The organism is Campylobacter concisus, from assembly GCF_003049705.1.
GTDB classification, from domain to species: Bacteria; Campylobacterota; Campylobacteria; order Campylobacterales; family Campylobacteraceae; genus Campylobacter_A; species Campylobacter_A concisus_AR.
Genome location: NZ_PIRF01000002.1, coordinates 158,354 through 179,880, shown reverse-complemented (window position 1 = coordinate 179,880; position 21,527 = coordinate 158,354). Strand labels below are relative to the sequence as shown.

Sequence of the window (21,527 nt, the reverse complement as noted above, 5' to 3'; positions counted from 1 at the left end):
TTGTCCTTTTTAGTTGATTGTCTTTAGGTAGCTATTATCATTTAAAAATAGATAAAGTTCGCCTAAAATTTGCTTCTTTTGTGTCTCATTTATCAGAGTTGATTTTTCTAAGCGCTCGTTTAGGGTGTCTTGGATCTCGTAGATATCATAGTCCATATCCTCCATAATATCAAGGATCGACTGGCTCTCTAGTAAATTTGTGATCTTGTAGCCATCATTTGAAAGCTCTATCGTGGCCTCTGTCGGGTGGGTAAAGAGGTTGTGTTTCATACCGATAACCTCTTGATATGCGCCAACTAGGAAAAATCCCAAGAAATAATCTTCTTTTTCCACGTCCACGTCGTGCAAAAGCAGCGGGTTTTTCTCATCATCATAGCTGATCTCGCCGTCGCTATCGCAAGTGATATCCCAGATCGAAGCTGGCAGGGTAGGGCGCTCATCGAGCCTGTCAAGTGGCATGATAGGGAAATTTTGCTTTAGACCCCAAAAGTCAGGCAAGCTTTGAAAAATAGAGAAATTTAGCAAGTATCTCTCTTGAACCTCTTTTTGAATTTTGGCCAGATCGCTTGAATTGCTCTTGTTACCAAGCATCACGACAGCTTTTTTGCTGATGAGCCTTAAAAGCACCTCTGCGTTTGATCTATCTTGAAGATCGACATAGCCTAGATCAAAAAGCGTTAAAACGCTTTCTGTGTGATGGATAGCGTCGTGTAGGTATTCTAGGGCGTTTGAAGGCTTGATTGATTTATAAAGATCAACTAGCTCGGTTATTAAATTTGGATTGTTTTTCTTTAAATTTAGCTTCTCTTCGGTGTATTCTTGAGAAAATAGCTCAAGCACGGGAGCAACCAAAAGTGCGTGAGAAGCGGCGATGTAGCGACCTGACTCTATGAAAATATCTGGCTCGATCTCCTTTTTTTGCTCGCTTATGGTTTTAAGCATATAGACAACGTCGTTTGCATATTCGTTTAGTGTATAGTTTCTACTGCTCTCCTCTTTAAATTGCGAGTACTCAATCGCTAGGCCACCACCTAAATTTATAGCTTTTAAATTTAAAGCGCCCATTTTTCTAAGCTCAGCGTAGATATTGCCAGCCTCGATGAGTGCTTTTTTGAGCGGATGGATCTCGCTTATTTGAGAGCCGATGTGGAAGTGTATCATTGTGAAATTTTCAAGTAAATTTGCCTTTTTTAGCATCTTTACAGCTTCTATCAGTTCAGTTGATGTTAGTCCAAATTTAGAGTGTATGCCACCACTTTTTGCCCAGAGTCCCGATCCTGTCGAGTGCAATCTTACCCTAAGTCCGATCTTTGGTTTTGGTTTGAAGCGCTCTTTTGCGATGGCGATTATAGCTTCAAGCTCGTTTAAGCCCTCGATCGTTAGCGTGATGTTATGCCCCATTTCAGCGGCGATGAAGCCTATATTTATCATCTCTTTATCTTTAAAGCCATTTACGGTTATTGGAGCTTTTTCGTTATTGTAAGCCATTGTTAAAAGTAGCTCAGCTTTACTGCCAGCTTCAAGGCCGTAATTATAGGGCTTGCCAAGGCGGACTAAATTTTTTACAAAGCCAGGATATTGATTCACTTTAAGTGGAAATACGGCATTAAAGCTGCCTTTGTAGGCAAATTCTTTCTTTGCCTTTGCAAAGCTTGCGTGGATCTGTTCAATCTGCTTTTGGATAAGATGTGGAAAGCGAAGCAGTAGTGGCCCTCTATATCCGTCGTCCCTGATATCACGCACGATGTCTATGATCGCTGGTTTGCTGGCTGCATTTATACAGACTTTGCCATCTTCTATAACAAAATTTGAATTGCCCCAAATGCTAAGTCCAAAATCATTCATCCCAGCTCCTTTTCAAGCTCATCTAAATTTATCGTTTTTTCATCTTTGGTCTCTAAATTTTTATACCAAATTTTATTCTCTTTCATCTCATTTTCGCCCACGCAAAGGAAAATTTTTGCATTTTTATTGTCGGCATTTTGCAGATGTTTTTGAAGTTTTTTAGCTTCATAAGAAATTTCAACATGATATTTTTTGCGAAGCTTTGAACCAAGAGCATAGACAAAGTCTAAATTTGGCGCATCAAGCGCGCAAAGATAAATTCCGGCTCGCTCATCATCGGCTTCACCTAAAATTTCCATTATCCTCTCAACGCCCATCGCAAATCCAACGCCATAACTTGCTCTACCGCCAAGGTACTCGACAAGTCTGTCGTATCTGCCCCCACCAGCAACCGCACTTTGTGAGCCGATCTCGTTGCTTATAAACTCAAACGCCGTTTTGCAGTAGTAGTCTAGTCCACGAACGAGCTTAGTGTCTATCTCAAATTTAACGCCATTTGCCGTTAAAATTTCTTGCAATTTTGCAAAATCAGCCTGCGCCTCATCGCTTAAGTTATCAGTGATCACTGGGGCATTTTTATAAATTTCTTGGCAACTCTCAACCTTGCAGTCAAGCACGCGGATAGGATTTAAAAGCTTGCGTCTTTTACAGTCCTCGCAAATCCTGTCGTCATTTTCATCTAGAAATTTAACAAGCTTTTCTTTGTAAGACTTCATCGAGCTCTCGTCGCCAAGGGAGTTTATTTTTAGGGTTGTTTTTATGTTTAGTCTGTTAAAAATTTCGCTCACCATCAAGATAATGCTCGCATCTTCATAGACGCTACCCTCGCCAAAGCACTCGCAGCCAAACTGGTGAAACTCTCTTAAACGGCCTTTTTGTGGGCGTTCGTAGCGAAACATCGAGCCGTGATAAAAGCAGCGTTTTGTCACATTTGCTCTGTCAAGTTTTGCCTCGATAAAGGCTCTAACCACGCCAGCTGTGCCCTCAGGACGCAAGCAAACGTCGTTTCCGCCTTTGTCTTCAAACTGATACATCTCTTTACCCACGATATCACTACTCTCGCCGACACTTCTTTTAAAAAGCGCTGTCTCCTCGAGGTGCGGGGTCAAAATTTGCTCATATCCGTAGTTTTTTGCGACTTCCTCGCAGGTTTTGATTATCTGTGCGTAAAGTTTTGCGCGAGCTGGAAGCATATCTTTCATGCCACGAAGTGCCGTTATCATCGCATTATCCTTTTTATTTTTTGTGATTTTACTTAAAATTTATAAAATTTTCTATCTCTTTTGAAATTAGCTCTATGCTTTTAGACGCGTCTACAAAAAGCGTTTCAAAGCTATTTTTGATAAGAATTTGCTTCATTAAAATTTGCACTTTTAAAAGATACTCTAGTCCGCGAGCTTCGATCTTATCGCTTGTGCCTCTATTTTTTAGCCGTGCATTTATTAGCTCAGCACTTGCTTCAAAAAAGACTATTTTGTCTGCAAATTTATCATTTAGCGCAAATTTATTAATCTCTAAAAGTACGTTTTCATCTAAATTTTCATCATTTGCCAAAGCGTAGGCGATGCCTGATATAAAGCCTCTGTCGCTTAAAATGAGCCTATCTAAATTTGGCTCGACTAGCTTTTCAAAATGCTCGGCCCTGTCAGCTAAAAAGAGTAAAATTTCAGCCCTTTTGCCTATTTTTATGCTTGAGTTTAGTAAAATTTCTCGCAAATTTTCACCAAGCTGCGTACCGCCCGGCTCTTTTGTGACGATGGCATCGCTAAATTTAGAAGCTAAAATTTCTATCTGCGTACTCTTTCCAACGCCGTCAATTCCTTCAAATAAAACATACATTTTACGCCTTTAAATTTTTTAGAATTTTTGCTGGCACTAGGTTGCTCACGTCGCCGTCGTGGCGCAAAACTGAGCGAACTATCGAGCTTGAGATGAAGGCGTTATTTAAGCTTGGCATAAGATAAACTGTCTCAAATTCGTCCCAAAGTGCAGCGTTTGCATAGCCTATTTGTAGCTCATACTCAAAGTCACTAACCGCGCGAAGACCCCTGATGACGGTGTTTATGCCATGCGATTTAGCAAAATCAACAAGCAAGTTATCAAAGCCAAGAACGCTTACGTTTTTTAGCTCGCAAACTGCCTCTTTTGCCATCTCTATACGCTTTTCATGTGCGAACATCGGCTGTTTGCTGTCACTTTTTGCAACTGCGACAATCACTTTGTCAAAAATTTTTGTAGCCCTTATGATGACGTCTAAATGGCCGTTTGTGATCGGATCAAATGTCCCTGGATAGATGCAAGATTTTTTCAAATTTGCCACCTTTTGTAAAGATTATTTTCGATTTTTAAAGCATCAAGCCACTTGCCAATGATGAAATTTTCCATATCATCAAGGCTCTTTATATCTGCGTAGTAGCCTAAAACTGGGGGCGCGATGATGGCTCCAAGAGATGAGAGAAGCTGCATTTGAGAAAGCGCGATAGTGGAAAACGGCATCTCTCTAACTCCCAAAACTAGGGTTTGTCTCTCTTTTAGCGCAACACTTGCGGACCTTGTGATGAGCGTGTCACTTATGCCGTTTGCGACCTTTGCCAAAGTATTAGTAGAGCAGGGTGCTATAATCATCGCATCCGTGCCAAACGAGCCTGACGCTGGGCCTGTGCTAAGGTCTTGATCATCATAAATTTTTATGCCAAGATCATCTAAATTTAGCTTCAAATTTTCCTCAGCTTCCAAAACTTTCATGGCATTTTTACTAACTATGACGTGCGCCTCGCAACTATCTTTGGCAGCCTTGACAAGCTTTAAAAAGAGTCCAGCCCCGCTTGCTCCGGTAGCTGCAAATACTATCTTTTTCATCTTATCACTGCCTCGTCTTTACCTGAAACTGTGGCCTGTAAAATTTTATTATCTTTTGTTCTTATCTTTATCATATCACCTAAATTTCCATCCTCAAGAGCCTTTACCTCAGCTATTATCTTAACGCCATCCTCGCTCAAAACCGCATTTAGCATTTGACCTTTTTTGACTAAGCTTATGGCGTTAAACTGATGCTTGGTTAAAATTTCACCGCTTTTTATCTGCACTTTTGTTATAAGAGCTAAGCTATTTGAGTTAGAAAGTGCATCTTTTGGCCATTTGCCAAACTCAATCATCGTTGGCTGATAGTCAAGCAGGCTTAAAATGTGGTTTGTATTCATTGAATTTATTGCTATGAAGGCTGGCATCTTAGCGTTAAAGCTAAATTTAAAATAGATGCTTTTTAGACTCAGATCAACATCCTCAAATGATACTCTAAATGTACCTTTTTGACTATTTTGATCACCTAAAAAGATATTTTTTAGGAAGAGCTCTTTGAAATTTGTTGGAAGCTTATTTTGTGGGCTGATGCTAAGATCACTTATGCTGATACCGGGATATTCATCGCTAATTGATCTTAAAAATCGCATTTGAATCTCATCCATAATAGAGCAGTTTTTCACAAAGGCAACGCTTCCACCGCTTTTGTCATTATATGCTTTAAAATTTGCTGTTAGAATTTCATAGAGCTTTTTGCTATCTATCTTGGCAGCTCTTTTGCCCTCTAAGTTTAAAATTTCATTGTCTTCGCCATCAAAGCCAAAAGTGCTAAGTGAAATTTGGTCATTTACAACGCAATACATCGGATAGATGCTGACTTCATTTGCAAAAAGTTTTGTGGAAAATAAAAAAATGAGTATAAAAAAGATGGAGCGGGAAACGAGATTCGAACTCGCGACCCCAACCTTGGCAAGGTTGTGCTCTACCCCTGAGCTATTCCCGCAATCAAAATGAAGTCCGCATTTTATCAGATTGTTTTTCATTTGTCAAGGATTATGGAAGTTTTATGAGTGAAATTTCACTATTTTGTAAAATTTCACTTTGATCTGGGCGAGTTATCAAAACAAAATCACTCTTTAAGATATGATTTATCATACCTGAACCATATTTTCCGCCATCAGTTGCTATAAATTTGCCATCAGTTACATTGCCAAAAACTGCATTTGCTCTGCCAGATTTTACCTTTAAATTTTCACCATTTGCTGCTTTTTGCGTCACAAAACATTCGTCTTTTAAAAGTGGTAAAACAAGCATCATTAGGCATAGATATGCTGCCATTGGATTTCCAGGGAGCACAAAAACAAGCTTGCCATTTTTTTCATAAGCCTTGCAAGGTCTGCCAGGCCTTATGTCAAGATGTGAGAAAATTTCGCTGTATCCAAGCTCGCTTAGAGCTATTTTCATAAAGTCGGCCTCACCAGCGCTTGCTCCGCCAGAGCAGATAACAATATCGTAGTTCGCAGCGTTTAAAAATGCCTCTTTTACGGCGCTAAGTTCATCTTTTATGATGCCAATATATGAGCTTTTTTGACTTATGGAGCTTAAAAGTGCGGTTATGCCAAAGGCATTTGCGTTGTAAATTTCATCTTCGCTCGCTCTTTGCCAAGGCTCAATGATCTCATTTCCGCTTGAGTAAACTGCAATGCTTGGCTGCTTTTTTACATCTATAAAGCTTATGCCCTGAGCCGCTAACATCATCACGCTTCTTGTATTTAAAATCTCACCACTTTTTAGGAGAATTTCGCCTATTTTCGCCTCTTCGCCTTTAAAGCGGTAGGCATCACCTTTTTTAAGCTTCTCTGGCGCTTTTACAAACTCGCCCTCAACGATGCAGTCTTCAAACCTCATGACCGTGTCAGCACCCTTTGGCATCTTAGCACCTGTCATTATCTTCACGCACTCATTTTTGCCGATGCTTAGCTGCTCTTTGTCGCCTGCAAAGGCGCTTGCGATGATCTTATAAGGTTTATCTTTTTCATCAAATTTGACCGCAAATCCATCAAGTGCTGAGTTGTCAAAGCAAGGCAAGTCTTTGACGGCCATCACGTCATTTGCTAATGTTTTACCAAGAGCCTCACTAAGAGGTAAAATTTCACTCTCATTTTTTGGTTTAAATTTAGCTTTTAAAGCTTCAAGTGCCTCATTTACTAGCATTTTTACTCCTCAAGCCTAACGATTTTTGCTCCAAGGCTTTTAAATTTCTCCTCAAGCCTCTCATAGCCTCTATCAAGGTGGTAAATTCTATGCACCAAGCTCTCGCCATTTGCGATGAGAGCGGCTAGTATTAGGGCTGAGCTAGCTCTAAGGTCAGTCGCCATCACGTCTGCTGCATTTAAATTTGCAGGGGCGTAAACGCTTGCGATATGTCCATTTAGGCGGATGTCAGCGCCCATTCTAGCTAGTTCACTAACGTGCATAAAGCGGTTTTCAAAAAGTCTCTCATCTATCGTGCTAACGCCATTTGCCGCAAGGCAAAGCGCCATAAATTGAGCTTGCATATCTGTCGGAAAGCCCGGATACTCGGTGGTTCTTATCTCTACTGGTTTTATCTCTTTTGCTGGCAATATCGTGATCTTGTCGCCGTCTACTTCGATACCAAAGCCCATCTCTTCAAATTTATTTAAAATGGCTGTCATATGGGTTGCATTTGCCTTTGTGACTGAAATTTTGCTATTTGTTATAGCTCCAGCACAAAGGTATGTGCCAGCTTCGATCCTATCAGGGATGACCCCAATATCGCAAATTTCAAGTAACTTTTGACCGCTGCCAGTGATCTTTAGCTCGCTCGTGCCGATGCCTTCTATTTTAACGCCACTATTTGCTAAAATTTCACAAATTTGCACCACTTCAGGCTCAAGTGCTACGTTAAAAAGCTCTGTCGTGCCGTGAGCTAGGGCTGCTGCCATGATGATGTTTTCGCTACCAGTTACAGTGATCTTATCAAAAACGATCTTTGCACCTTTTAGTCCATTTGGTGCTGTTGCGACGACATAGCCTTGCTTTATTTCGATATTTGCTCCCATTTTTTCGAGTGCATTTAGATGCAGATCAATAGGTCTTTGTCCGATCGCACATCCTCCAGGTAGGCTCACTTCGCAGTGTCCAAAGCGCGCTAGAAGCGGACCAAGTGTCAAGATAGAAGCGCGCATCTTTCTAACAATGTCGTAGTTTGCCGTTGTCGAATTTACACTGCTAGTGTCGATACTTAGCGAGTTTTCATCTTTAAATTCACACTTTGCTCCTAGATTAGTTAGCAGTTGGCAAAGCGTTTTTATATCAGCGACATTTGGGATATTTGTTAAATTTACACTTTTTTTTGCAAGTAAGGTTAGGGCGATGATCGGTAGAGCAGCATTTTTAGCACCGCTTATTTTTACTTCGCCACTTAGTTTTGCATTTCCTTTTATCTTTAAATAGTGCATCATTGCTTTTTGCCTTAAGAAAATATGTTTTTTGCCGATATTATATTGCTTTTTAACTTAGAATAAAGAAAGCAAAGCACTATTTCCGGTTCATTTACGTTTAAAAGTTAAAATTGCAAACACTAAATTTTTTGGATATAAATATGTCAAATTCAATAAATAAAAAAATCTTTTTTATACTTAGCATTATATTTTTTACAGGTTGTTCTTTTACTTCTAATCAACCGACAACTCCGCAAAATGAAACAAATCAGACCGTAACTTCAAGCGTTGATTTTAGCGAGCAAATGATTGGCGAAATCATAGATGAAGATAATGATAGAGAAGATAAAAAATTTGGTTCTTTTTTTAAAAAATACCTAAATACAAGAGCAGGTGGTGATTGCTCAGGATTTGTTTCTATCGTAAATGCAAAGTATCAAAATATGTATTTTGATGAAAAGACAATAAATCGCTACTACGATAATGGCGGTAGAAAGTCAAAAGCGATCTATAATTTTTATGAAAGTAAAAATTTAATTACTCATAAAAATCCAAAAATAGGCGATCTTGTATTTTTCTCAAATACTCTTGGCAAGGGTGTTCAAAAAAATAAAGATAAGAAAAATATCACTCATGTTGGCATAGTTACGGCTATTCTTGGCGATGAGACGGTAAAATTTATACATAATTCTGGCGGAAAGATAATTCATAGCTATATGAATCTAAAACAAAAAAATGTGCATCTAAAAGGAAATCAAGAGATAAATAGCTACCTTGTAAGGTGCTCAAATTCAAGTTGCTTGGCAGCAAATAGATTTGCTGGATATGGCAAAGCAAAATAAATCAGAAATTTTTACTAAAAACCTTTTAAAACAAATATTAGGCTCAAATTTTAAGCTTTATTTATATAAATTTATACTCGTAAATACAGATTTAAATAAAGAGAAAATATGAATTTTTTTGATGAAATTTGGGAAATTTTAAATGAAGGCGAGATTGAGCTTAAATTTTTAAAATTTGAGCTATTTTATGAGAAATTTAAACGAGATTTTAATATAAATTTTTATGAAAGCTCTAAACCAAATGAGCTAATAACGCCTAGCTACGCAAAATTTTGTGAAGTGGTTAGCATGAAAGAGTTAAACAAAAAAGTAAAGCCAAAAGATAAAAATTTAAATTTTATCCATTCGGTAGCTCATATTGAATTTAGTGCTATTGACATCGCGCTTGATGCTTGTTATAGATTTAGAAATTTGCCAAGAGAATTTTATGAAGACTGGCTAGAAGTGGCTGAAGATGAGATCAGGCACTTTTGCATGATAGAAAATTTGCTCTTAAAACAAGGCGGTAGATACGGCGAGCTAAGTGTGCATGATGGGCTTTTTATCGCACTTCAAAAGACTTCAAGTAGTCTAACTAGCCGTATGGCGCTACTGCCAAGATATATGGAGGCAAATGGGCTTGATGCAAACGCTCATATTATAAAAAGGCTTGAAGGCGAGGGTGGAAATGAAGAGCTCATTGAGTGCCTGAAAGTCATATTAAAGGAGGAAGTCTCTCATGTTTATAAAGGCGATAAGTGGTTTAAGCTTGCTTGTAAAAAAGAGGGTATTGACGAAAATAGCTACTTTGACATTATCTTAAGTTTGTATCCAAATTCATTTAAAAATGTTAGAGAGATCAATGAGCAAGATCGCTTAAAAGCTGGATTTAGTAAAAAAGAGCTTTGCTTGATAAAGAATTTCTCAAAGGGGAGATAGTGAGTAAAATTTATTTTATAAGACATTCAAAAGCGGTTGATGAGAATAAGGACGGAGCTAAAGATGCCTTAAGGGAGCTTAGTCAAAAAGGTAAAGAAGACGCTAAATTTATGGCAAATAGACTAAAAATGTATGATGTGATGCCAGGAGCCATCTTTTCAAGCAGTGCTAAAAGGTGCGAGCAAACGGCAAAGATTATCACTAAAACTTTAAAATTTAAAGAAGAGATCGATCTTATAGATGAGCTTTATGATATAAGTTTTGAAAATCTTTTGGAATTTGTAAGAAAATTAGATAAAAATTTGGACGAAATTTTTATCATTACGCATAATCCCAGCATAACTGAAATTTGCGAGTATTTAAGTGACTCATCGATCGACAATATCCCAACTTCAGGAATTTTTTGTATCGAGTTTAGTTGTGAGTTTAAAAATTTAAAAGAGGGTAGCGCAAAAGCTTTATTTTTTGACCATCCTAAAAAACATCAAAAATAGTTTGCTTGTGTACAAGAACACAAGCAAACTTGGGCTTAGTTTTATTTTTCAAAGATGTTATTATACGAAGCGAAAATTTCCTCGCTAAGTTTTTCTACCTTTTTAAACTCTTCAACAAAATATTTTAAATTTTGCTCACTATAACCTTTGGCTGATTTCTCAAGCAGACCTTTTATTTTATTGTTTAATAGTGCTGTCATCTCTTTTGACTTAGTAAAATTCTTACCAAGCTTATGGTCTTTTATATTTTCGTTTTCATACCAGTTTGTTAGACCTTCGGCTAGTTTTTCTACCTCTTCGCCATAGCCTTGCTCGTTTATCACATCAGAATATGCTCTAGTTTTATAGGCTATTTGTAAAATTTTTGCGATTATGGCAAAAGTTTTATTTTCAACATATTTTGATATTTGAGCGGTATTTTGAGCATTTGTATTAAACTCACTTAGCACCTTTTTGAAATTTTCAACATTTTGTGTAGTTAGCTTAGAAATTTCATCTATCTTTTTAGAATTTTCGTCTATGCCATTTACTTCTTGCTGAAGTGTTTTTATGTTTACTTCGATATCGCTTGCAGCTTTTTGTGTATTTTCAGCTAATTTTCTAACCTCATCAGCAACAACAGCAAATCCACGTCCATGCTCTCCAGCACGTGCTGCTTCTATTGCTGCGTTAAGAGCTAATAGGTTTGTTTGATCGGCAATATCTTTTATTAAATTTAGTACTGAGCTTATCTCAGAAGCTCTAGTACTTAGCACGCTTGCAGTATTTGTGCAGCTCTGCACTAGATCGTCAAGTTGTCCCATGTTTTGACTAAGTACTACGATATTTGACATATTTTCTTTGGCTACTTGTGCGGTTTGGCCGGCATCTACTGCTGTTTGGCTTAGGTTTTTGATGCTTTCGTTTAGATCATCCCTTACTTCATTTATGCCACTTATACCATTTCCAAGCTTATCTAGCTCACTTGAAAGGATGCCTCTAACCTTGCTTTTTTGACCATCTTTTATGCCTGTTACACCTTTACTCATAGATATGGCATTTCGTTTAAATGAACCCCTAAATCCTTCGGTAAAAATATTTCGGTATGTTTTTGAGTTTTGGGCAGCTTGGATAGAAGTAGAAATTTCGCGTTGAAGTGCTTCTATTTGGTCTAATAGATCATTTATGCCAAGGGCTATTTCATACATATCATCTTTTTCGCTAATGTTTACAATGCGAGGCTCTAGTATACCATTGCTTGCTGATTTGACAACATTTAAAATTTCGTTTATTGCATTTGATTTTTTATTAAACATCTTTAAAACCTTTGCAAGTTATTTACAAATTCATCGTAGCTCGTCGATTTCTCCTCAAGGAAATTTAACAGATACTTTTTAGATGCCTCGATACCGCCATCACGCTCTAGTTCAAGTAGTTTTGTGTAAAGTGGTTTTATGACCTCTATCGCTTTTGGATTTGGTTTACGCCTAACAGAATAATATCCAACTACATTATCTTGCTGATCTAAAGAGGCGGTAATATTGCCAAATACCCAGTAGTATCCGCCATTAAGAGTTTTATTTTTTATAAAAGCAAACATTTCTTCTTTGTTTTGTATACGTTCCCAAAGTAGCTTAAAAATAACTCTTGGCATATCTGGGTGTCTTATGATGTTGTGCGGCTTGCCCAAAACATCGCCTTGTTTTACACCTACGATTTCTAAAAATGGCTCGTTACAATAAGTGATTCTTCCTTTTGGATCAGTTTTTGAAACTAAAAACGCATTTTCGTCAACACTAAATTCTTTTTCTATAGACATTTTACTCCTTTATCATCTAAATTTAATTTTTAACAGCTTTTGCCATATCCCACATCGGCATAAATATACCAAGTGCTAGCAATAGCACCATTGCGGCAATAAATACTAGTAAGATCGGCTCAATATAATTTGATATATTATCAATTATGTCGTTAAATTTCATTCTATAATAATCTGTAACTTTTTGTGTCATGTCATCCAAGCTACCACTTTGCTCGCCAGCACTTATCATTTGTATAAGCATGCCCTCGTAAAGTCCTGTTTGTCTAAAAGCCTCTGTTAAACTTATGCCACGGCCAACTAGTACCTTTACAGCAGTTAGTTTGTTTCGTATGTCTTGATTTGATACGGTGACGACTGCAGTATCTAGGGCATCGGCGATAGGAAGTCCTGCACGAACAAGTTCGGTAAATATCAGATTAAATCTACTCATATTTGCAAAAAATATTATCTTACCTATAAGATAGACTTTTAAAAGATATTTATCGATTTTATCTCTAAAATTTTCATCACTTGCATATTGTTTTTTTAATAAAATTGCAAAAGCAATAAGGACAACAATAATATATATACCGTAATTAGTCATTGTGTATTCGATATTTAGCAAAATTTTTGTAGGAAGTGGAAACTCAGCGTTGAGCTGTTCAAAAATTTCGCGAAACTGTGGTACAACCGAAGTCATAAGCACAATAAAAGCCAAAATTATAGAGCATATTACGGTTATTGGATACCTTATGGCTTTTTTAAATTTTTGCTGGTTATCCCAGACTTCTTGCAAGATAGCAGCTAGCTTTGATAATGCATCAGCCATATTACCAGTACTCTCTCCAAGCCTTACCATAGCAACAGTGACATCGCCTAGCTCTTCTTGAAAATTTTCTATACTTTGAGTTAAACTCGCACCTTGATTTAGGTCTTCGTCTAATGTTTGAAATATTGTTTTTAGCCTTTTATCCTCAGTAGCATTTGCTGTCTCTTTTATGCCATCATGTATTGATATACCAGCATTAGTCATAACGCTAAGTTGCCTTATGGTAGCGACTAGAGCTGGAATTTTTACTTTCGAAGAAGAGAAAATTTTGTTAAATTTTTCTTGCAAATCCAAAAAGTCATTGTTAATGCTTGAGACCTGAGCTTCTTTTATCTTTACTATCATGCCTTGAATATTTGCACGATTTTTAACATCATTTTTGCTATTGGCCTTTAGGCTCATCTTTTGGCGTTTGCCATCTTTTATATATTCTATTTCGTAAAATTTCATATCTTGGCAACTCTATATACTTCTTCGATTGTTGTTACACCATTTGCTGCGCGTATAACGCCATCATGGAACATATCTATAAAGCCTTCGTCATAGGCAGCCTTTTTAAGCTCTTCTTTTGAAGCGTTATTTGCTACGATACTTGCTATGTGATCACTGATAGACAATATCTCACTTATCATTTCACGCCCTAGATATCCAGTTTGTGAGCAGTGTTGGCAACCTACGCTTTTATAAAATTGATAATCTTCAGGAAGAAATTTCTTAATCTCATCAAGAGCTTTTTGAGATAGCGTGACTTTTTGTTTGCAATACGGGCAAAGCTTTCTTACAAGCCTTTGAGCCTCTATGCAAACTAGTGCGCCACTTACTAGATATGGCTCAATGCCCATATCAACCATACGAGGTAAAGCGCTAATAGCGTCATTTGTATGAAGTGTAGAAAAAACCAAGTGGCCAGTTAGTGCCGCTTGAATAGCGATCCTAAGTGTCTCTTGATCTCTGATCTCGCCTATCATAATAATATCTGGATCTTGCCTTAGGATAGAGCGAAGAGCTGAGATAAAAGTAAGTCCAGCTTTTTCATTTACATGTACCTGCTGGATCATATTTAGCTGATACTCGACCGGATCTTCAACGGTAATAATCTTAGTTTTTACACTTTTTATATCATTTAATGCACCATAAAGTGTAGTCGTTTTTCCTGATCCTGTCGGACCAGTAACTAGGATGATGCCATAAGGTGCTTTCATGCTTTTTTTAAACTTAGCAAAGTTATCTGGATGCATACCAAGGTCTTCAATGTTTATGATAACCTTTGATTTGTCCAAAATTCTTAAAACTATGCTTTCGCCGTTTAAAATAGGTAGTGTAGAGATACGAAAATCGTACTCTTTATCTAAAATTTGAGCTGAAAATCTACCATCTTGTGGGCGGCGGCGCTCTGCGATATCCATATTTGAAAGCAGCTTCATACGGCTTACCATCGGAGGATAAATATCTTTATCAAATATAAATGTTTCACTTAGCATACCATCTATCCTGCTTCTTACGATACAGTTTGTCTCGGTTGGCTCGATGTGAATATCGCTTGCTCTGCTTTGAATAGATGTTTTTAAAATTATCTCAATTAGCTTTAAAATTCCAGAGCTTTCTGTGCTTTGCCCTTGGCTACTGGAGCTTGAAAGCTCTTTTCTGATCTCTGTAATAACGTCCTTTATGCTTTCATTAAGAGCTATTTTGTTTATATATTTTTCTATCTGGGCTGGATCTGCGCAAGCTACTTTTAATAGCTTTCTGTTAAATAAATTTTGAACTTTATCTTGAATGATCACGTCAAAAGGATTTTTAAAAGCAACATAAACGCTTATCTCGTCTTCTTTTACGGGTATGGCGTTATATGATTTTAGCTGCGAGGTGCTTAGTTTTTCACTGATACGGTAGTCGATATCTATATCATCAAGATCAAAAAATGTGATTTTAAATTTATCGCATACATATTGAATGAAGCGCTTTTGATCTATCTGAAGACTAGTCGAAATTTCATCAATGTCAGTGTGTCCTCTTCTATAAATATCAGATAGAATTTCAAAAAAAATCTCTTCTTCTAGCATATTTTCTTCAAGCAAAATAGCCAAAAGACTTTTTTTGTTTATCTTTTTTATCTCTATAATCTTTAAAATTTGCTCATCATTTAGTTTATTAAGTTGCTCTAATGTTTTTAGCGTTAAATTTTCTAAATTATTCATCTCTTCTCTTTATCTATACTCAATCTGCGAAGTAAGATCGTCATTTTTAAAAATTTTTAAAATCATTTTTGCAAAATTTGAGCCAGCGATTGCACTAAGCTCATATCTTGTATCTGAATTTGGCTCTTCAAAAATAAATACACCAAGCTCCTCAACGTATTCTTTTTTGACAAATTTATCAAATATAAATGAAAGAATGTAATCGCTCTTTGGAAGTCTAATATAGCTTATATCAGCCCCATCCAAGATAGCATGAAGCAATAGCTTTTTTTTAAGCAATATATCTGCAAAATATGCTGCATTCTCTCTTGAACTTTGCGTTTTTGATAGTTTGCTTGCTGGAAGAGCGAGCCTATCTATATCATTTGTTTTTAAGCAAGATATGCCAAAGATATTAAGAAATTCTTCATTTTGTGAATCTTTTAAAAGATCTTGTATTTTTTGATTGCAAATTTTAGGATATTCAGCTTTTTCAAAATAACTTTTAATGTCAGCAGTCCCAAGCGCAAAGGCATTTAAAGATAAAAATATAACGAGCAAAAATTTCACAACGTATCGCTTTTTATCTTATTTATTAGCTCATTTATCTCGGGCTTATTTTTATTTTTATTATATTCTTCTAATGCACGCAATGCGTCATCTTTTTGTTTTAACATATATTTTGCCTTAGCAAACATGACCCAAGACTCCTCAATGCTACTATCTAAATTATTTGCCGATAGTGCCCATTTTATAGTGTCGCTATATCTTTTGTCTTGATAGCATCTTCTTGCTATTTTAAGGGCGATTTCTGGATTTTTATTTTTATTAAAATTTTCTTTTAGCATAGAAATTTCATTGTTTTCACTTGAAATTTGAATATCAATTTTTGGCTTTGCCTTTGATTCTAGTTCTATTACCTCTTCATTTGGTAGAGGCTGTTCATTTTGCATATTTTCATTTTCAGTTGGTAAATTTAGCTTTAGCCAACCGCCACCACTTCTTTGTTTTTTGTCTGATGCCTGCTCTTTATTATCTTCATTTAGCTTTATGGATTGTTCTAGCTTTTTAGCTATTTTCTCAGCGAGCTCATCTTGTTTCTTATCTGATTCAAACCTCTCTTTTGCCTGCTCACTTTTTTGTTTGCCATCTTCTAAAATATTTTTGCTGACATTAGTTTCAGTAAAGGTTATATTTTTTTCTTTTATATCTGTTTGTATTGTCAAATTTTTCTCAACTAAAGCTGGAGTATTGGTTGTCTCTTTTTTGTTTTTAGCATTTGAGAAAAATAAAAAAGCACCAAAGATAAAAGCAATTAGCAAGATCGTAATTATTAAAAGACCTAGCTTTTTATGTGATAACAATTTTAAAAAGCTATTTTTATTCTTTTTTTCGTACTCTTCATAGAGCTTTTCTAGTCTTTGAATTTCTTGTAATTCAAGCATGAATTATTCCTGTATCAAGTGCAGACATCGTTAAAATTTTAATATTTGCGTCCTCGCTACTTAATTTTGATGGCTGATTTTGTTCATAATATTCACAAATTTCATAAAATTTATACATAATTTTATTTAGTGTGCGTAAATTTCCGCAACAAAGCTCATAGGCTTTGTCATAGTCTTTTTTCTGAAAATTTAGGTATTTATCGTAGCCTTTTTGTCCTATTTTTCTTTGTAAATAAACTATGATTTCATTCGTGTTTGCACTTCCAAGCTCTATACTCTCCCAAATTCTAGTTTGAAAATAGTCTTTTGCTAACACATCTTCATTTTCAGTTTTATGAATCGTAAATAGAAATTTAAATAATCTTGTATCGGCCATAAGCCTTATTTTTTCGATCAATTCAGTAGGATAAAGTTGTGCTTCATCCAAGATGACAACTATTTGGTTTTGTAAAATTTCATCTTTATTTTTAAATTCTTTTGAGTAGTGTGCAACAAAACTTTCAAAATTATTTATATTATCAAGTTTATTTCCGTATATATCTTCACAAAGAGCTTCTATAAATGTAGCTTCGCTAAAAAAAGGATGCGGGAAAAAAATTAATTTTTTATCCTTTTGAAGATCAGAGGCTATCTTGTTTAGCAAAAAAGTCTTTCCACTGCCAGGCTTGCCATAAAAAAGTATAAGTTTTAATGGCTTTTTTAGAGCCGAGACGATCTTATTGTAACAAGTGATTGAGTTATCTAGATTAACAAAATCAGCTACTTCGTCTTCGTTGATAAAGATATCTTTTATATCTGTATAAATATTCTTGTTATTCATAGATCGTTTTAGAAAAACCTAAGTCTTTTAATGATTGATTAAGTGGCTTTTTTTTGTCAAAATCAACTACATGAGGAGTGATGACAAAGATAAGTTCTGTTGTTTTTATATTGTCTCTTGTGCTTTTAAAGACACCACCTATAAGTGGGATATCAGAAAGAAGAGGTACGGAAGTATTATTCTTACCCTTTGTCTGACCTATTAATCCACCAAGAATAATAGTATCACCGCTGTCAACTTGAACGACAGTTGAGAGTTTCTTTTGTACGGTATCTGGAGCAATCTCTCTTAACGCATTTTGTCTTGTGTCGTCTTCAGCGTATTTAAAGTTACTAAGTGATGGATTGATTCGAAGCATGATTTTATTATTATCAGATACTTCTGGTAGTAAATTTAATAATATGCCTATAAAAACAGAGTATTGTTTATAAGTAGTTGTCAGCCTATCACTATTGCTGTTTCCATTGTCAGTTTTTTGTTGAACACGGTAGTTTATGTTATCGCCAACTGAGATTAGAGCTTGTTGATTATTAAGTGTTGTTACTTTTGGACTTGATATAACCTTTGTCTTTCCATTTGTCTCAAGAAAATTTATCATTCCATCAAGGCTGAAATTTAAATTAGCTGCAATATTTAATGTACGTCCAAATCCATCACTTAGGCTATTTCCTTTATTTGTCCAAGTAGCACTTGAACTCGGATTATTTCTTGAATTACCAATGTATGTATTAAATCCAAGTTCAAATTTACTCCAATCAACGCCTTGTTTGTATTCATTATTTAACTCAACTGAAATAATAGAAACATCAATAATTACTTGTTTTTTTAGTCTTTTTTGCATTTCATCTATATATTTCTCGACACGCTTAAGTTGAGAAGGAGTGGCCGTAACAGTAATAAGGCCTGCGTTTTGATTTATGATAGGATCAGGCGCTGTGATATGTTCGCTACTATTATTTAAAATAGCTTTAAGCTCAGCATCTAGTTTTTCCCAAAAGTCAAACCTCTCAGTAGTTTTTATAAGGTTGCTTGAGCCTTGAGAACTATCATCTTGGGAATTATCGCTACTACTTGAACCACTAGAAATTTCAGATGGAGTAGCATCCACTGAAGCTTGGGTGACAGCAGTTCCTTCTCTAATAGAAGTTATATAATCTAGTTTAAAAATTTGAGTTTTTAAAGATGAAATTTTTAATACATTGTTTGAAAACTCGTAGCTTAAATTTTTCTCACTTAAAAGTATGTCAAAAACTTCGCTAAGGCTCATATTCCTGATATTAACGCCAAAAACTTTATCTTTTAGCTCTGTTTTGCTATAAGTATCCTTTGCAACAATACTAAAGTTACACATCTCTGAAAGCTGATTTAACACATCTACTAGTGCAACATCATCTGAAATTTTCATATTAAAATTCTTGCTTAAACAACTACTTTCATTGGCACTAGCATAATTCATATTTAAGCAAAATAGTGCACCTATTATTAATATTTTATTTAATTTTAATCTCAACATTTTTACTTCCATTTTTTAAAATTAACTCTTGTTTTTCATCGCCTTTTACTAAAAAAACACTATTTTTAGTAATGTTGGCTATTTTGTAACCATCGACAATATCACCGACAGCATACCACTTGGAATCAATATTTGCTTTGTTTAATAAAATTGCTTTTAAACTAAGCCCTTTTGAAGCTTGAGTGATAATTGATAAATTTTGATCTGTTACCGTCTTGATAGGTTCTTGCTTAAAAGGATTTTTTATGCTCGAAAGCTCAATATCACTAAGACCGCTTCTTTTTTCCTTTATTTTTTCAAAAATTTTATCATAAGAGTCCATTTCCTCTTGAAGCTGATTAGCAAAAGCAATATTTAAAAATAAAAAAGTCAATAAAATTTTTATTTTCATTAGTATTTCATCCCCCAAACAGATATTGAGATCTTAGCGCCAAGCTCTTTTTGGGTAGAATTTACATCCATTTTATGAAGATCAACTACTAGCTTTGATTCTTCAAGGCCATTTATATATGAAAGCATATCTTTAAATCCTCCCAAAAATGTCAAGTCAATATTTAAAATTTGCTCAATCTTTTGGAAATTTGGCTCTTTTATATCACTTTTTAACTCTAAAATTTTTATATTATTTTGCTTTGCTAAAGATACGATGTTGTCTAAAAAATTTGCCCAATTTTGATCATTAAATAATAAAAACGATAGTTCTTTTAGCTTTGAGTCAAAATGAGCATTAAATTTTAAAACGCTAGAATATTTGCCTTTTAGCGCTTCAAGTATTTTGGACTCTTCATTTATTTTAAAATTTTTATCCCCACTAGGTGAGCTGGTCGATCTTAAATAATCTCTTGTTCTTGAAAGATCATTGCTAATTTTAGTATGCGCATTAAGTCTTTCATCATAAAAATCTTGCGACGGATCAAAGCAAAGCATATAAACAATATAAATAATAATTAAAGCTGAACCCAAAAAAATTATATTTGTTTCGCTTTGTTTTTTTGCGTCAAAATACTTATCTATTTTACTTAAAACGTCTTGTCTCATTGTCTAATCTCTATGCTTATATTGCTTTCATACTCGTTGTTTTGCCTATCTTCTTTAATTTTTTTTGTATTTACTGAATATTTGGGCATCTTGCTAATATCTTTTATTAGCTGCGTAATCCTTTTTTCATTATCGCTAACAACCGTTACAGTTAAATTTTTATCGTTATTTTTAATATTTGTTATAAAAACGCTATTGCTGTTTATCATATCGGTAATTTCAAAAAGATTTAAACCTTTCATTACGTAATGACCTTTTTTATTTTCAATTTCTTGAAGCAACCCTTTTCTAAAATTTAACTTCTCTTCCTCTTTATCAGTTAATCCTTTTATATCATTTTGCTCTTTTTTTAGTCTTTCAAGAGTACTTCTTATTTGTGCTGCTTGTGTATTAAGTACATCAAGCTCATCGCTTAGTCTTTGCGAATCTGCTTCTAAAATACTGCCAGTTATATAATTATAAAGAGGATAGGATATGCTTAGGCAAAAAGCAGCGGCACATATCAGTATAAATTTACCGCTTTTTCTCTTTGTGAATGGATCAGGCCTAAGCAAATTTGAGAAGTTAAAATCAGCATTAAAGGCCTCTTTTTTGTAGAAATTTGCATACAAAGCCATCATGTTATATCGTTCGCTAATGGCTAAATTTTTAGAATTTATTACAGTGCTTGTATTTAATTTCGTAGCATTTGTGCCAAGTTTTGTATTTATAAATTTCTCTAAACGCTCTATTTTATAGTCGCAGTCAATATAGATATTTTTTATATTTATGCTGTAAATTCTATTGACAACATTTATCGTGTCATTTACGTAAAATATGTAGTCCTCAAAAACAGTATTTAGATCGTAGCTAAAGCCTTCTTCATTGCTATCTAAAAGTCCTCTTGTCTTTAGGATGTCTAAAAAGCTTTCTAGGCTTACTCTTTCGCCGCTTTGCTCTATAAATTTATCTTTTAGATAATTTAGTGTGTATCTTAAACCTCTTGATGTAAGATATTCTCCATTTACATAGATGCTTATAAATGCTTCATCGGCCCTAAATGTCAAAAAACAATCACTCTGAGTGCTAGGAAGTAAGCCTTTTTTATATATAGCACTATATAAAAGCGGCTCTACAACGACATAATCTATAAAAGGGACTCTTTTAGAAATATTTTTAAAAATTTTATTTATCGTTTCATTTGTAGCAATAAAAACATTAAAAATCCTATCTTCTTTTTCAACATTGCTTTCAAAATAAACTATTTTATAGTCAATCGCAGGATCAAGAGAGAGCTCTTCGTAAATTTTTATTGAGATATTGTTTTCAATATCCTCATCATCTATTGTTCTTGAGATGTTTATGGTAGCTGTTATTATATCTTTGTACTCGATATAAGATATAAAAAAGTCTCGCTTTAGAATATTCTTTGAAAGACTTAGCGAATCGACATTGCTATTAGAAAATCTAAAACCTTCATATTCATAAGGATCTAGCGTAACGATTGGATTATCGTTAATTTTTCTAAGCTTTAACATAAAAATTTACCTCATAATGCTCTAATTGGGCTGTATTTTAATATTT

22 protein-coding genes and 1 tRNA gene are annotated in these 21,527 nt (G+C 35.0%); 3 read left to right on the top strand and 20 right to left on the bottom strand.

The annotated features are described in order from the left end of the window. Window positions 1–9 precede the first annotated feature (9 nt). The 9 genes from speA to murA form a co-directional block, all read right to left on the bottom strand. Window positions 10–1,845, bottom strand: a complete 1,836-nt coding sequence (speA, locus tag CVT05_RS02670; protein ID WP_107697746.1) for a biosynthetic arginine decarboxylase — start codon at window positions 1,843–1,845, stop codon at window positions 10–12. Further along, window positions 1,842–3,068 (bottom strand): histidine--tRNA ligase, encoded by a 1,227-nt coding sequence (hisS, locus tag CVT05_RS02665; RefSeq protein WP_107697745.1) that lies wholly within the window; start codon window positions 3,066–3,068, stop codon window positions 1,842–1,844. Before hisS ends, speA begins: the two co-directional genes overlap by 4 nt. Window positions 3,069–3,096: 28 nt before the next feature. Next, window positions 3,097–3,684: a dTMP kinase gene (tmk, locus tag CVT05_RS02660; RefSeq protein ID WP_107697744.1), complete on the bottom strand. Its 588-nt coding sequence runs from the start codon at window positions 3,682–3,684 to the stop codon at window positions 3,097–3,099. A 1-nt stretch (window position 3,685) separates the two neighbouring features. Next, window positions 3,686–4,156: a pantetheine-phosphate adenylyltransferase gene (gene coaD, locus CVT05_RS02655; protein ID WP_012001782.1), complete on the bottom strand. Its 471-nt coding sequence runs from the start codon at window positions 4,154–4,156 to the stop codon at window positions 3,686–3,688. Continuing rightward, complete coding sequence (locus CVT05_RS02650; RefSeq protein ID WP_107697743.1) at window positions 4,153–4,704, bottom strand: UbiX family flavin prenyltransferase; 552 nt, start codon at window positions 4,702–4,704, stop codon at window positions 4,153–4,155. Before CVT05_RS02650 ends, coaD begins: the two co-directional genes overlap by 4 nt. After that, the gene (gene flgA / locus CVT05_RS02645; protein ID WP_107697742.1) at window positions 4,701–5,507 is read right to left on the bottom strand and encodes a flagellar basal body P-ring formation chaperone FlgA; all 807 of its coding nucleotides are present in this window, start codon (window positions 5,505–5,507) and stop codon (window positions 4,701–4,703) included. The genes CVT05_RS02650 and flgA overlap by 4 nt, the downstream gene beginning before the upstream one ends. 65 nt (window positions 5,508–5,572) lie before the next feature. Next, a tRNA-Gly gene (locus tag CVT05_RS02640) sits at window positions 5,573–5,647 on the bottom strand. A 50-nt stretch (window positions 5,648–5,697) separates the two neighbouring features. Next, window positions 5,698–6,858: a molybdopterin molybdotransferase MoeA gene (locus CVT05_RS02635; RefSeq protein WP_087585867.1), complete on the bottom strand. Its 1,161-nt coding sequence runs from the start codon at window positions 6,856–6,858 to the stop codon at window positions 5,698–5,700. A 2-nt stretch (window positions 6,859–6,860) separates the two neighbouring features. Beyond that, the gene (murA, locus tag CVT05_RS02630) at window positions 6,861–8,129 is read right to left on the bottom strand and encodes a UDP-N-acetylglucosamine 1-carboxyvinyltransferase (RefSeq protein WP_107697741.1); all 1,269 of its coding nucleotides are present in this window, start codon (window positions 8,127–8,129) and stop codon (window positions 6,861–6,863) included. A 140-nt stretch (window positions 8,130–8,269) separates the two neighbouring features. Between murA and CVT05_RS02625 the strand changes: the two genes are divergently transcribed. The 3 genes from CVT05_RS02625 to CVT05_RS02615 all read left to right on the top strand — a co-directional run bounded on the left by CVT05_RS02625 (window position 8,270) and on the right by CVT05_RS02615 (window position 10,362). Continuing rightward, the gene (locus CVT05_RS02625) at window positions 8,270–8,950 is read left to right on the top strand and encodes an NlpC/P60 family protein (RefSeq protein WP_087586013.1); all 681 of its coding nucleotides are present in this window, start codon (window positions 8,270–8,272) and stop codon (window positions 8,948–8,950) included. Window positions 8,951–9,058: 108 nt separating this feature from the next. Continuing rightward, window positions 9,059–9,868: a ferritin-like domain-containing protein gene (locus tag CVT05_RS02620; protein ID WP_087585869.1), complete on the top strand. Its 810-nt coding sequence runs from the start codon at window positions 9,059–9,061 to the stop codon at window positions 9,866–9,868. Continuing rightward, window positions 9,868–10,362: a SixA phosphatase family protein gene (locus tag CVT05_RS02615; protein WP_107697740.1), complete on the top strand. Its 495-nt coding sequence runs from the start codon at window positions 9,868–9,870 to the stop codon at window positions 10,360–10,362. The genes CVT05_RS02620 and CVT05_RS02615 overlap by 1 nt, the downstream gene beginning before the upstream one ends. A 41-nt stretch (window positions 10,363–10,403) precedes the next feature. Here CVT05_RS02615 and CVT05_RS09675 read toward each other — a convergent pair whose 3' ends face one another. From CVT05_RS09675 to CVT05_RS02560, 11 genes are all read right to left on the bottom strand, one after another. Further along, window positions 10,404–11,165 (bottom strand): methyl-accepting chemotaxis protein, encoded by a 762-nt coding sequence (locus CVT05_RS09675; protein ID WP_413784136.1) that lies wholly within the window; start codon window positions 11,163–11,165, stop codon window positions 10,404–10,406. Between the two features lie 494 nt (window positions 11,166–11,659). After that, on the bottom strand, window positions 11,660–12,160 hold the full coding sequence (locus CVT05_RS02605; RefSeq protein WP_107697738.1) for a PAS domain-containing protein: 501 nt from the start codon (window positions 12,158–12,160) through the stop codon (window positions 11,660–11,662). Between the two features lie 22 nt (window positions 12,161–12,182). After that, a complete protein-coding gene (locus CVT05_RS02600) occupies window positions 12,183–13,421 on the bottom strand; it encodes a type II secretion system F family protein (RefSeq protein ID WP_107697737.1) in 1,239 nt (412 codons plus the stop codon). Then, window positions 13,418–15,169: a GspE/PulE family protein gene (locus CVT05_RS02595; protein ID WP_087580060.1), complete on the bottom strand. Its 1,752-nt coding sequence runs from the start codon at window positions 15,167–15,169 to the stop codon at window positions 13,418–13,420. The genes CVT05_RS02600 and CVT05_RS02595 overlap by 4 nt, the downstream gene beginning before the upstream one ends. Window positions 15,170–15,178: 9 nt before the next feature. Then, window positions 15,179–15,718, bottom strand: a complete 540-nt coding sequence (locus CVT05_RS02590; protein WP_087585875.1) for a hypothetical protein — start codon at window positions 15,716–15,718, stop codon at window positions 15,179–15,181. Next, window positions 15,715–16,593 carry a transformation system protein gene (locus CVT05_RS02585; RefSeq protein ID WP_107697736.1) on the bottom strand — a complete coding sequence of 293 codons (879 nt, stop codon included), beginning with the start codon at window positions 16,591–16,593 and terminating at the stop codon, window positions 15,715–15,717. The genes CVT05_RS02590 and CVT05_RS02585 overlap by 4 nt, the downstream gene beginning before the upstream one ends. Further along, window positions 16,586–17,413 (bottom strand): ATP-binding protein, encoded by an 828-nt coding sequence (locus CVT05_RS02580; protein ID WP_054196616.1) that lies wholly within the window; start codon window positions 17,411–17,413, stop codon window positions 16,586–16,588. The genes CVT05_RS02585 and CVT05_RS02580 overlap by 8 nt, the downstream gene beginning before the upstream one ends. After that, the gene (gene mshL, locus CVT05_RS02575; protein ID WP_107697735.1) at window positions 17,406–18,926 is read right to left on the bottom strand and encodes a pilus (MSHA type) biogenesis protein MshL; all 1,521 of its coding nucleotides are present in this window, start codon (window positions 18,924–18,926) and stop codon (window positions 17,406–17,408) included. Before mshL ends, CVT05_RS02580 begins: the two co-directional genes overlap by 8 nt. Next, window positions 18,904–19,317 (bottom strand): hypothetical protein, encoded by a 414-nt coding sequence (locus CVT05_RS02570; RefSeq protein ID WP_199906724.1) that lies wholly within the window; start codon window positions 19,315–19,317, stop codon window positions 18,904–18,906. The genes mshL and CVT05_RS02570 overlap by 23 nt, the downstream gene beginning before the upstream one ends. Further along, window positions 19,317–19,964, bottom strand: a complete 648-nt coding sequence (locus tag CVT05_RS02565) for a pilus assembly protein PilO (protein WP_107697734.1) — start codon at window positions 19,962–19,964, stop codon at window positions 19,317–19,319. The genes CVT05_RS02570 and CVT05_RS02565 overlap by 1 nt, the downstream gene beginning before the upstream one ends. Next, a complete protein-coding gene (locus CVT05_RS02560; protein WP_107697733.1) occupies window positions 19,961–21,481 on the bottom strand; it encodes a C4-dicarboxylate ABC transporter in 1,521 nt (506 codons plus the stop codon). The genes CVT05_RS02565 and CVT05_RS02560 overlap by 4 nt, the downstream gene beginning before the upstream one ends. Window positions 21,482–21,527 lie beyond the last annotated feature (46 nt).